Genomic DNA, 12,389 nt, shown 5'->3' on the forward strand with positions numbered 1-12,389 from the left:
TCTCGATTTGACTAAATTACTTGTAATATTATAAAATTGGTAAATATTTAACATTAGCCTAACGAATAAACGGAGGTAATATTTTTCTTATGAACTGATTTTACTATCTTGAAACCTCAAAATAAATCATAATTGAGCTGGTTAAAAAAAGACCCTTTACAGATTATTGCGTTCCAGAGTTATGGAACAAATTCCCGTTTTTATGCAAGAGGTAGAGCTTTGGAAGATGAATCCATTGACTTAGACGATCAGCATATTTGGCACCTCATTGTCAATACATGGAAACGATTTGAAACTGACGAAATTAAAAATGTTGGTTTAGACTTAAAGTTACCAAATAATAAAATTATAAAAGTCAATACGGACGAAAACGGTTATTTTCTTGCTGAAGAGAATATAGAAAATTTAAAAGAACTAACAAATGCTGAAGGTTGGCTTTCTTTTGAAATTTCTTATAACGATGTTAACATTAAACGTTCTATTCAGAATAAAAATAAATTTCCTGGTGAATTATTAATTCCGTCTAATAAGGCAGAATTTGGGGTGGCGAGTGATATCGATGATACTATATTGCACACTGGTGTAGTGTCTATTTTAAAATGGAAGGTGATTTATAATTCTATTTTTAAACACGCTAAGAATAGAATTCCTTTAGAAGGCTCTGCAGAGTTTTATCATAAACTGCACCGTGGAGTCTCTGGTAAAAATGCAAATCCTATTTTTTATGTCAGCCATAGTCCTTGGAATTTATACCGCTATTTAGAGCTTTTTTTACGACAAAATAATTTTCCAAAAGGACCAATTTTACTGCGAAGTCTAAGTAACCTCCTTAGAAAGAAACCTCAAGATGAAAAACCACAAAAACAAAAGGAAATAATTAACCTTTTAAAAACGTACCCAAGTTTGCCTTTTATACTAATTGGGGATAGTGGAGAGCACGATCCTGATATTTATATGGAGATTGCTGAAGAATTTCCCGGTCGAATTTTAGCTATTTACTTGCGTAGTGTAAAGCATAAAAAGAAGATGTTGCGTGTTAAAGGTATTGTTGAGGGGTATAAAGTGACACCGATGTTATTAGTAGAAAATAGTCAAGAAGCTATTGAGCATGCTAGACAAAGTGGGTTTATTATTTAAGGATGCGATCTATGCGGCTTTTATTCTGCTGCTGTAATAAAATAGGATAAAGATTAAAGATAATATTAAATAGAAATACTATTAAGGCAGACAAAAGCAGTCCGTTCCATAGTTTTATGACACTAACAATAAGTAGAAAAACAAAGCCAATTAGGTGACCTATTTCTGCATAAACCATTTCAGTTCTAATGCTTTGTAAATCTTCTCTATTTGTTCTGTTTTTGAGGTTTAAGTTCTTGTTAAAGACTTTAAAGAAACTATTTTTAATTATCCAGCTCAACTTACTTAATCCAATAGACTGACGTAAAACTTCATTTTTTATAAAGTTTAAATGTGATATTTTACCATAAAATGGTCTGTGTTTTACGACGTTATTGAGCAGTAATCCAATAGTCCATGATACAAAAGTAAAAGTGATGGCTTGAAGAAAGTACAGTAAAATTAACAATTAAAACAACCCATTAATTTCTGCATCAATTCTATTAATTATACTTCCTAAATCTTCAGGATTTGCCACAAAGTCTAGATTGTCTACATCTATTATGAGTAAATTCCCTTTGTCATATTTCGAAATCCATGCTTCATAACGCTCATTTAAGCGACTTAAATAGTCGATGCTGATTGTGTTTTCGTAATCACGACCTCTTTTGTGAATTTGAGCGACCAAATTAGGAATAGAACTGCGTAAATAAATTAATAAGTCTGGACCATTAACAAATGATTCCATTAACTCAAATAATGACGAGTAATTTTCAAAATCGCGATTGGTCATTAAACCCATAGCGTGCAAGTTAGGAGCAAAAATATGAGCATCCTCATAGATGGTTCTATCTTGGATAATGTCCTTTCCGCTATCGTGGATTTGATTGACTTGGCGGAATCTGCTGTTTAAGAAATAAACCTGTAAGTTAAAGCTCCAACGTTCCATCTGATTATAAAAATCATCTAAATACGGATTGTCAACTACGTCTTCTAATTGTGCCTCCCATTTAAAATGTTTAGCTAGTAATTTGGTGAGCGTTGTTTTTCCAGCTCCTATATTTCCTGCAACAGCAACATGCATAATCTATTCTATTTTTAATTGGTAATGACGTAGTAAATTGAAGTCGTAAATATACACTGTTTCATTGGTTACCAAAAACTGTTTTATTAACATTTTTGGATGTTTTATGGGTTTAATTACGGAAGCATTTTTTTCTAAAATGAATAAAGATTCATGCTTTTTTAAGATTAAATGAGCTTCGTTAAATGCTAAACTTTCGTAGCCCGAATTTTCTATTTTCTGAATTAAGCTTCCGAAGTAATTATAAATGTATAAATACTTTTTGGTCAATAAGTAGCAATAATTGTAATCGCTTTTTAAATCTAAAACTTCAGATTGCACAGGAACCGTTTTTAATTTGACCTTATTGGTTTTAAAGTCGTACAATTCTAAAAATTGATAATCTTGATTAAATAGCCATAGCGAATTATCGTAACCAGAAGATACAAAAGAGACGTTTTTATAAGGTTGTATAGTATTGAAATCTACTTTATTAATTTCAGCCAAACGATTATCTAAAATTACAACAGTGTTGAAGTCTTTATAAAATAGATTTAATTTTAAAGGATTGAATGTACTGGCAGATGAAATGTCTCCAAGCTGAAAATTGGAGTAGGTAATAGTGGTATCCTTTGTTTTTTTATGAAATGAATTGTTTTTTGTGGTATAATAGAGCGTTCCAAAATTATCAATCCCGAAAATTTGCTGAACCTTAAGAGGTATTGAATCAGTTAAAGTAGCCGAAATTTTCTGAAGTTTTTTTTCTTGCGAAAAGCAGCACAGACTGACGAAAAGGAATAAAAAAACGAGCTTTTGCATAATTCAGGGCGAATAAGATTGAAAAATACAAAAATTCCCCCAATTACGCTTCACGGATTTATTAGGTTAGTTAAGTATTAAGAAGCTTTAATAGGAATTTTAAATAATTAGAAGGACTTGTTCTAAATTAATCCGTCAACTTATATCCAAAACCTCGGACGTTAATAATTTGAATGTTCTCATCTTTATTTAATTGCTTTCGTAATTTACTTATAAAGACATCCATACTTCTCGCAGTGAAAAAATCGTCTGTTCCCCAAAGCTTATTCAGAATTAAAGAACGCTCTAATACTTGGTTTTTATTTTTAATTAAATGAAATAATAAATGGGATTCTCGGTGAGTTAACTGAATCGATTCATCAGCTTTAAATTTTAGTTGCTGTTTGGCTAAATCGAAAGTGAACTTACCAATTGTTATGATTTCAGCGGTCTTTTGAGACTTGGTCCTCTCGACTAAGTTATAAACTCTAACAATTAATTCTTCTATACTAAATGGTTTTTTTAGATAATCATTACCACCAATAGAAAAGCCTTCAACCACATCTGCTGTTTGCGATTTTGCTGTTAAAAATATAATAGGAATACTATCGTCTATAGCCCTAATCTCTTTAGCTAAAGTGAAACCATCTTTTTTTGGCATCATCACATCTAAGACTAAAATTTCTGGAGCTTCAGATTTATACTTGTCAAAGGCTTTATCTCCGTTTTCGCAAAGAATGACTTCAAAATCTCGTGTTTCAAGACTTTCTTTTATTATTTGTCCTAAAGCGGCTTCGTCTTCAGCCAATAACAGTTTAATTTTATTAGCCATTCGGAAGTGTAATTTTAAATGTGGTTAAATTTTTATTAAGTTCTAATGTGATTGAACCATTGTGCTTGTCAATTATCGTTTTGGTGTAATAGAGGCCAATACCAAACCCTTTTACATCGTGGGTATTCCCTTTTGGAACACGATAGAATTTATCGAAAATCTGATGTTTGTTTTCATGGGTTAAACTATTATCATTATCTGAAATTAAAACTTCAAAATTAGTTTTCTTTGTTTTCAATTCAATTGAAATAATCTCTCCTCCATACTTTACAGCATTATCTAAAATGTTGTTTAGGGCATTTTCAATATGAAATATGTCAGCATTAATAATGAAACTTTCATGCTGAATATGACTCTTAAATGTTTTATTCGGAAACTGCATTTTGTATCGAGAAACCAAAGCATCTAGTAATGCGACGATATCAAAATGATCGGTATTCAACTCTAAATTGTTACTGTCTAATGTTGCAGTTTCTAATAATTTTTCTACCATAACATTTAACTTATCTAATTGCTCAGAAGACATATTGAGATACTTTTTGGTTTTTTCTTTATCATCAATGCCGTTAAAGTTGCTAATGCTTTCAATAGCTGCACTAATCGTAGCAATTGGTGTTTTGAACTCGTGTGTAATATTGCTGATGAGGTCATTTTTTACTTCGGCTAATTGCTTTTGTTGTTTTATGATTTTTAGGAGGTAGAATAAACTGCTAATTACGGCCAAAACTAATAACGTTGAAATTAGGATGCCTCCAAGAATGCGATATAAAATAGTTTTAGTCGTGTTAGTAAATAGAATGGTTAAAAAAGTACCTTTTGGAAGGAATCTAGATTTTGTGTCTGTTTGCAAATAATTATCAGACATGTGATTAGGGTCCAATTCTGGTAAGGATCCGTTTACCTTAAAATAGTTAACGTCACGTTCAATGTCTTTATAATCTAAATAAAAGTCAACATTAATGCTTTTTCGTTCTAATTCTTTAGCTATTAATTCTTCAACAGCCTTTACATCAAGTGTGTCATTTTTTATCGAAATCATCACTTTAGAGGTCAGAAATTCGGCATTTTTTAAATTGACATCTTTATTGTTGTTTTTTAGACTATCTATTTTTAATTTAAATTGCTCTGCTGATAAGGGATTATGTGTTTTATCATGAGCCTCTGACATTGAATCTGCCTTAAATCCTCTAAAGACCGTTATACCTTCAATACTATTTGTATCTAAAGAATCAAGGTTTGTAAACTCATTTTTAGATTCATCAATGGTTTTAAAAAATTTTTCCAGCTCACTACCTTCTTCGAAAGCTTTTTTCTGTTGGTCGCCTTCAAGAATAAAACCAAAAGTGGTGCGCTCTGCTAAAGCTGCATAATAATCATCTACCGCTTTATCTAAGCTGACTTGTACATCGTTTATTAATTGCTGTTTATTGGTTTGGTAATTTTTGTAGTTCCAATAGACTTGTATGCTAATCGTGGCAACAATTACGACAACAATGGTATATAAAATCCACCTGTATCTTTTATTATTCATATTTCAAATGTATAAAGTTATTATTTAGTAAAAGTTATTGGTTAACACACGTTAACACTAGTTAACCTAAAAATAGAATTGGTGTTGAGATATTTGTAAGGTATTAATTATAAAACCATATTAAAATGAAATCAAAGATTCATGACTGTTTTAGTCTAAAAAAAGTATTCACGTGTTTAGTCTTATTAATTTCGGTTGTTGGATATAGTCAGTCTAAAGTTGAAGACAAATCAGTAAAAATTGATGCGATTAGTATTGAGGTTACAATTGATTCCTTTGAAGAATTAGAATCTACTTTTAAAGCGGAAGATTTAGATGAATTATTTAAAATGATGGATAGCAATGAAGAATTAAGTTTTACTTTAAACTGTAGCTTTTCAGAGGTTAAGGATAATTTAAAAGGTAGCATGACTTATACAGTTATGGGAAGGGCAGATGAAAAAACGAAATTTCTAAAGAATATTGAAAAAATGAAAGCTACAGCATTGAAATTTTATAATTTAAAAAACAGAAAATAATGACAACAATTACTAGAATTCTAATTTTTACATTAATAGGGGGCGTTTCATCTGTTAACGCACAAGATTTTCAAGGTGTGGCTACCTATAAAACCCAACGAAAAATTGATATTAAGATGGATAGCATCAAAATGAATAATGCTATGCAGAAGCAAATGATGGAAATGATGAAGAAGCAATTCCAAAAAACCTATACATTAACTTTCGATAAATCGTCATCTTTATACCAGCAAGAAGCGGAGTTAGATAAACCACAAGTAGGAGGCGGTTTTCAGATGTCTTTTGGTAGTAGTGGGTCTGATGTGTTTTATAAAAACGTCAAGAATAAAACTTATGTTGATCAAAAAGAAACTATGGGGAAAAATTTCTTAATTAAAGATTCTATATCTCCAATTGAATGGAAATTAGAATCTGATACTAAGGGTATTGGAGCATATACTTGTTTTAAAGCAACTTACACTAAACAAGTAGAGAAACGAGATTTTAGCTTTAGTGGCAAGATTAATAAGGATAAAAATTCTGAAGAAGACGAGGAAGAAAAAGAGCCAGAAATGGAAGAACGTATTATTACAGTTTGGTATACACCAGAAATTCCCGTAAGTAATGGACCTGCAAAATACCAAGGACTTCCTGGTTTAATATTAGAAATTCATGATGGGGAATTGACCATTATATGCAGTCAGATTGTAATTAACCCAGAAGCAAAAATTATGATCGAAGAACCAACTAAAGGTAAAGAGGTTAATCAAAAAGAGTACAATGATATCATGGAGAAGAAAACTAAAGAAATGATGGAGCGTTATGCACCAAGCAGAGGATCGAAAGATGGAGCAATTCATATATCAATAGGTGGTTAATTTTCTTAACACAAGTTTAACAAGTTGAGGCTTTACTTTTCTTCATTTAGGGAGTCTTATGGAAGTAAGATTAACTTAATTCGTTATTGAATTTAACTAGAATACTAAAAATGAAGAAATTACCGCTAAAAATAGCATTGTTGCTAACTGTACTTTTTGCAAGTTCTAATTTATTTGCACAAGATTTTCAAGGAAAAGCATATTACATATCTAAAACGACTATGGATATGGATCAATTTGGAGGGCAAGACATGTCACCAGATAGAAAGAAGCAAATACAAGAACGTATGAAGAGCTTTTTAGAGAAAGAGTATACACTTACTTTTAATAGAGAAGCATCTATATACAAGGAAGAAGAAGTTTTAGAAGCGTCTACAGGTGGCAGAGGTGGTGGATTTGGTGGTTTTACTAGTAGTTTTACAGGCGGACCTAAATATAAAAATGTAAAAACCAAAGAATTACTCCAGGACCAAGAGTTTTTTGGAAAACAATTTTTAATCAAAGATGAATTAGGAAATCTCGAATGGACAATGAGTGGCGAGAGTAAACAAATAGGAAGTTATACCGTATTTAAAGCCACTGCTGTAAAACCATTAACAGGTTTCGATTTTTCAAGTTTTAGACCAGGAGGAAGAGGCGGTGATTCAGAAAAGAAAAAAGAAGACGAGGAAACTAAAGAACCTAAGATGGTTAATGTTGTCGCGTGGTACACTATGCAGATCCCAGTAAACCAAGGGCCAGATGATTATTGGGGCTTACCTGGCTTAATTTTAGAAGTTAATGCAGGTAACACAACAATTTTATGCACCAAAGTTGTGATGAATCCAAAAGATAAAGACAAGATAGACAAACCAGAAAAAGGTGAAGTTGTCACTCAGCAAGAGTATACCGAGATTACAACAAAAAAAATGGAAGAGTTGAGAGAAAATAGAGGACGAGGCGGTCGAGGAGGTAGAAGAAATTAATCTCGGTAACTACAACTAAAAAAATCAAGTACATGAAAAAGATTACCACATTGCTGGCATTATTGTTAGCACTAACTTCTTATTCGCAAGTTAAACTTTCAGGAATAGTGAAAGACAGTATAGGATCGCCATTAGAGTTGGCCAATATTGTTGCGATTAATCAAGAAACTAAGGCCTTAGAGTCTTATGCAATATCAGATTCCAAAGGGTTTTATAAAATTGCTTTAGGTAAAAACGGCAGCTATAAGATACAGGTTACTTATATAGGCATGAAGTCTATTGATTTTGTTTTAGAAACAAAAGAAATTGATATAGATAAGGATTTAGTTATGACTTTAGATAACTCGCTTGATACTGTTGAGCTTACCTACGAAATGCCTGTAACTATTAAAGGAGATACTATTATATACAATGCAGATTCTTTTAAAAATGGTTCTGAACGAAAATTAGGAGATGTTTTAGAAAAGTTACCTGGGGTAGAAATCAATGAAAACGGACAAATAGAAGTCGATGGTAATACTGTACAAAAACTAACCGTAAACGGAAAAGATTTTTTTGATGGGGATTCTAAACTTGCAACACAAAATATACCATCTAATGCGGTAGATAAAATTGAAGTGCTCCGTAATTTCTCAGAAGTTAGTCAATTGCGTAGTGTTACCAATAACTCGGATAATGTCGCTATAAATATTAAACTAAAGGAAGGTAAAGAGAATTTTTGGTTTGGGGATATTACCGTAGGTGCGGGTACAGCACCATCACCTAATGATGATTTATATTTGGTGCAGCCTAAACTATTTTATTATAGTCCAAAGGCAAGTGTTAATGTTATAGGAGATATAAACAATATTGGAGAACCTGCTTTATCAAATCGAGATGTGCGTAATTTCGGTGGTGGTTTTAGATCACCGAGTCGTGATAGTGGAACGAGTTTAAATCTAGGCAGTAACGGCTTAAGTGGTTTAACGACTTCTGCCAATGCGCAGAAAGTAGAATCTAAATTATTGGCAACTAACTTCAGCTATGCACCAAATCCGGCTTTAGATTTAAGTGGATTTATAATTTATAACACAACGCGTTTAAGTACACGTCAAGAAAGTTTTATAAGATATACAGATCCAGAATTAGGTATTCCTGATGAGGAAACGGTAAATACAGGTAAAGAAGATTCGGATCAGGGTATTGCAAAGTTCAGTGCAGCTTATAAACCAAATGGAAATAATCAATTAGAATATGATCTTTTAGGACGTATATCTAAAGATTCAGAAAGACAAACAGAAATTTCTTCAGTAATTGGTACAACAGCTCAGTTAGATGAAGTTACTCCATTCAGTATTAATCAAAACTTAAGTTATTATTACACGCTTAATGAGAATAATATATTTGCTATAGAAGCGCAACATTTGTACAGTAATGAAGATCCTTTTTATAATGCTATATTAAATAATGATCCATCTAATAATGATAATGGTATAGACAACGATCCTCTTACTGACGATGAAGACGCTTATGATGAAACAGCAGAGCAACTAGGATTAGATAGAAGTTTAGATTTTTATAACTTAGGACAAAATCAACTTGTTAAAACCAACCAGTTAGACGCAAAATTAGACTATTATAATATTTTGAATTCTAAGAGTAATATAAATATTAGCTTCGGAACAATTTTTAGCCGCCAAGAGTTTGATTCTAATATATTTCAGTTTTTAGAAAATGATGTGACTCAAGATGCAGATCCAAATATTACAGATGCAGATGGGAATTTATTGGATGTTGGAGCTGAAAATGATGCTTTATACAGTTTTAGTGATGTTTATGTGTCAACGAGATATAACTTAAGAGTTGGTAAATTTACGTTTAGACCAGGATTATCTTTTCATGCGTATGGCAATCAAAACACACAATTTGGAACTAAATATGAAGATAACTTCTTTAGAGTCCTACCAGAGTTTGAAGCAAGAGTTCAATTTAAAAAATCTGAAAGTTTACAGTTTAATTACCGTATGAGTAACCAATTTACTGATGTTACGAATTTAGCAGAAGGATTAATTTTAAATAGTTTTGATAATTTATCTTATGGTAATTCAGAATTACAGAATGGATTGAGTCAAACGTTCAGTTTATTTTATAGAAGTTTTAACCTATTTAATAATACAAATGTTATTGGAAGATTGAGTTATACCAAAAACGAAGATCAAATAAGAAACATTGCTAATTTTGAAAGCGTTATTAGTACAAGTACATTTTTCAATTCGCCATTCGCAGATGAGAGTCTTACAGCATTTGGACGTTGGCAAAAAACATTTGGAAAAATTAGAACGACCATGGGTGGGAATTTTAACTACAGCTTAAATAATCAGTTTATAAATGGTGTACAATCTGTAAATGAAAGTTTTACGCAAACCTATACACCAGAGATTAGAACCAATTATAGAGAAGCACCAAATGTAAGTTTGCGTTATCAATACTCAGTCACTGATACAGACCAAGGAACAAGAAGTACTAAGATTATTAGAAATTCACCATCTATAAATTTTGATGCCTATATTTGGGATGCCGTTACCTTTTCTACAGATTATGGCTATACGAACCAGAGTGTTGCTGGGGAGTCAGAATCTTTTCAGACATGGAGTGCCAGACTAGGTTATAGAAAAGATAGAGATGCAAAATGGGAGTATGAAATTAGAGCAAACAACATTTTAAATATTGATGCTAATATTAATAATAATGTTGGGACGTTCTCTGTTGTTAATTCGGCAACGTTTTTACAACCACGATTTGTAACGTTTAGAGTTATTTATACGTTATAAGGTTATTTCTGATACCTATTTTAAAAAAAGCCCATTGAATGTTTTCAATGGGCTTTTTTTAATTCATATTAAATATTCTAGTTGTCTCTTAAAACATGCAAAGCTCCATTAATAGTATGTGTGTTGCCATCATAATCTTCATACGAACCACTAAAATTAATATCAATATATTCACCAACTGCACCGAGAGACGTTAGGTTATATGTAATATTGTTATTAGTATTAGACATGTCAATGCATTCCTGAATATTAAATCCAGTAGTGCTATTGTCAATATCATTCCAATCATAATTGTCATAGGTGCCTTCGTAAGTTGTCTCCTCTAAAGTCCCGAACATATAAAAGCAGTTTAAACTAGATCCGCTAATATTAAGAGTTGGTCCATTGTAATTTGGTGAGTCAGGATAAAATTCACCATTTATATTATCTAAAATATAAGTTAAGTCACCATCATCAATGCTATATTGAATAAATTCTGTAACAGCATTACAGGCGCTTATAGTTCCGATATTAGTTAATGGAGTCATAAACGTATAACTAATACTATCTGTCGTTTGAAGGTTTACATAATCACTTGCTTTTATTTTAAACGTATTGTCGTCTTCACAACGCAATAGATTGATTTCAAAAGTTCCATCACTGACTAAATCTGTAAAAGTTTGACCACCATAATTTAATTGAACATAACCGTCAGTTACAGCTTCATCATCACAGGTATTAAAGCTTCCAACTACGGTTTCTTCTATAACGTCCGAGCTGACTTGCATAATTGTTGAAATATTAGAATCTGTTGAAAATGGCCCTATCATTTCAGAATAAAGTGGAGTGCTTCCACACAAATCATAACTATACACATTAAGTTCTAAGCTCTCATTACTTGGTACATAACCACAAACTTCTCCATTTTCATTGGTATAACCATAAGTAGTACCAAAAGTGGCACTTGTAACACTTACCCAAAGATTATTAAGTGGGTTATTATTGTCATTATTAGCTAAAATACAAAGTGTAATTGCTTCCGCAGGTATATCACAATTCCAAAAAGAGAAATGAGATACTGTTCCTACGTACATGTCGCCTTGTAAAGTCGCTTCACCTTCCTCAATCCAATAACCTTTTATTTCGTTAAAATACCAAAGCGGAATGGTTGCAGGAGCAATAGACATTAAACTTGGGTCGACGTGTATTTTAATTTCGGATGTAGAACCTTCTGCTAAGTTGAGTTCTTCTCCAGAGCTTCCTCGTAATTCTACAGCGAGCATGCCTAAAGTTTGCAACATACGTTCGGCACCATCGGTATTTTGAGCATATAACATGCCTGGTCGTTGTAATGCCATATCGTTATCAGCAGGATCTAAATGATGAGCAATGACATTTACAGCACCAGAATAGTCAGAGCCATCTTCTTTAATAAAGTTGCCATCGAAGTCTACTGAGCTTCCGTTTGCAAGAGAAACACTTCCTGCGGCACCACTATTTACAGTGCCTATAACTGTAGCATCGAGCAACATGATGGTAACTTTATTGGTGCCATTAGAAGGCACCACATTACGAGAGCCATGAATGTAGCCTGCTTTTGAAGCTTTTATATAACCGAAGCGTTCGTTAACGGTAGCATCTTTAATAATGAAAACTCCGTTGCTGTCGGTTAGTGCTGTGTCGTCACCAATCGTAATTAAAACACCTTCAATTGGAAGATGATTTTTATCTATAATTGTTCCTAAAAAATCTCTTGAAATTTCACTACCAAAATACTCAGAAAACTCATCAGGAATGATTTCTTGTTGTCCGCCTCCAGAATAGTTATCATCATTGTCTTTTCTGCAAGATGAGAATGTGAGTATTGAAAATAGAATTAGAATACTAAATTTGGGAAATTTGCTAATACATTTCATGTTG

General features: G+C 32.2%; 11 protein-coding genes. 5 read left to right on the top strand and 6 right to left on the bottom strand.

Annotated features, from left to right (window positions below; translation table 11 throughout):
- Positions 1-132 precede the first annotated feature (132 nt).
- Positions 133-1,137, top strand: coding sequence for an App1 family protein (locus HM986_RS13655; RefSeq protein WP_179335652.1), 1,005 nt, complete (start codon positions 133-135; stop codon positions 1,135-1,137).
- Here HM986_RS13655 and HM986_RS13660 read toward each other — a convergent pair.
- The 5 genes from HM986_RS13660 to HM986_RS13680 form a co-directional block, all read right to left on the bottom strand.
- Positions 1,130-1,585 (bottom strand): glycosyl-4,4'-diaponeurosporenoate acyltransferase CrtO family protein, encoded by a 456-nt coding sequence (locus HM986_RS13660; RefSeq protein WP_179335653.1) that lies wholly within the window; start codon positions 1,583-1,585, stop codon positions 1,130-1,132. The two genes, HM986_RS13655 and HM986_RS13660, sit on opposite strands and share 8 nt — an antisense overlap.
- Positions 1,586-2,200: a deoxynucleoside kinase gene (locus tag HM986_RS13665; protein WP_179335654.1), complete on the bottom strand. Its 615-nt coding sequence runs from the start codon at positions 2,198-2,200 to the stop codon at positions 1,586-1,588.
- Between the two features lie 3 nt (positions 2,201-2,203).
- A complete protein-coding gene (locus HM986_RS13670) occupies positions 2,204-2,998 on the bottom strand; it encodes a hypothetical protein (RefSeq protein ID WP_179335655.1) in 795 nt (264 codons plus the stop codon).
- A gap of 127 nt (positions 2,999-3,125) precedes the next feature.
- A complete protein-coding gene (locus tag HM986_RS13675) occupies positions 3,126-3,809 on the bottom strand; it encodes a response regulator transcription factor (protein WP_179335656.1) in 684 nt (227 codons plus the stop codon).
- A complete protein-coding gene (locus tag HM986_RS13680; RefSeq protein ID WP_179335657.1) occupies positions 3,802-5,340 on the bottom strand; it encodes a sensor histidine kinase in 1,539 nt (512 codons plus the stop codon). Before HM986_RS13680 ends, HM986_RS13675 begins: the two co-directional genes overlap by 8 nt.
- 125 nt (positions 5,341-5,465) lie before the next feature.
- Between HM986_RS13680 and HM986_RS13685 the strand changes: the two genes are divergently transcribed.
- The 4 genes from HM986_RS13685 (at position 5,466) to HM986_RS13700 (ending at position 10,490) form a co-directional block, all read left to right on the top strand.
- Entirely contained in the window at positions 5,466-5,858 is a 393-nt protein-coding gene (locus HM986_RS13685; protein WP_179335658.1) for a hypothetical protein, read from the top strand.
- On the top strand, positions 5,858-6,715 hold the full coding sequence (locus tag HM986_RS13690) for a GLPGLI family protein (RefSeq protein ID WP_179335659.1): 858 nt from the start codon (positions 5,858-5,860) through the stop codon (positions 6,713-6,715). Before HM986_RS13685 ends, HM986_RS13690 begins: the two co-directional genes overlap by 1 nt.
- Before the next feature lie 110 nt (positions 6,716-6,825).
- The gene (locus HM986_RS13695; protein WP_179335660.1) at positions 6,826-7,680 is read left to right on the top strand and encodes a GLPGLI family protein; all 855 of its coding nucleotides are present in this window, start codon (positions 6,826-6,828) and stop codon (positions 7,678-7,680) included.
- A gap of 32 nt (positions 7,681-7,712) precedes the next feature.
- The gene (locus HM986_RS13700) at positions 7,713-10,490 is read left to right on the top strand and encodes a TonB-dependent receptor (RefSeq protein ID WP_179335661.1); all 2,778 of its coding nucleotides are present in this window, start codon (positions 7,713-7,715) and stop codon (positions 10,488-10,490) included.
- Between the two features lie 77 nt (positions 10,491-10,567).
- On the opposite strand, the gene HM986_RS13705 is transcribed toward HM986_RS13700, so the two are convergent.
- Entirely contained in the window at positions 10,568-12,385 is a 1,818-nt protein-coding gene (locus HM986_RS13705) for a hypothetical protein (protein ID WP_179335662.1), read from the bottom strand.
- Positions 12,386-12,389 lie beyond the last annotated feature (4 nt).

It is taken from the genome of Winogradskyella costae (genome assembly GCF_013403865.1).
Classification (GTDB): domain Bacteria; phylum Bacteroidota; class Bacteroidia; order Flavobacteriales; family Flavobacteriaceae; genus Winogradskyella; species Winogradskyella costae.

Coding starts and splice junctions, on each gene's coding strand:
- HM986_RS13665 (WP_179335654.1), bottom strand. CDS start 2,200: ATGCATGTTGCTGTTGCAGGAAATATAGGAGCTGGAAAAACAACGCTC.
- HM986_RS13670 (WP_179335655.1), bottom strand. CDS start 2,998: ATGCAAAAGCTCGTTTTTTTATTCCTTTTCGTCAGTCTGTGCTGCTTT.
- HM986_RS13675 (WP_179335656.1), bottom strand. CDS start 3,809: ATGGCTAATAAAATTAAACTGTTATTGGCTGAAGACGAAGCCGCTTTA.
- HM986_RS13680 (WP_179335657.1), bottom strand. CDS start 5,340: ATGAATAATAAAAGATACAGGTGGATTTTATATACCATTGTTGTCGTA.
- HM986_RS13685 (WP_179335658.1), top strand. CDS start 5,466: ATGAAATCAAAGATTCATGACTGTTTTAGTCTAAAAAAAGTATTCACG.
- HM986_RS13690 (WP_179335659.1), top strand. CDS start 5,858: ATGACAACAATTACTAGAATTCTAATTTTTACATTAATAGGGGGCGTT.
- HM986_RS13695 (WP_179335660.1), top strand. CDS start 6,826: ATGAAGAAATTACCGCTAAAAATAGCATTGTTGCTAACTGTACTTTTT.
- HM986_RS13700 (WP_179335661.1), top strand. CDS start 7,713: ATGAAAAAGATTACCACATTGCTGGCATTATTGTTAGCACTAACTTCT.
- HM986_RS13705 (WP_179335662.1), bottom strand. CDS start 12,385: ATGAAATGTATTAGCAAATTTCCCAAATTTAGTATTCTAATTCTATTT.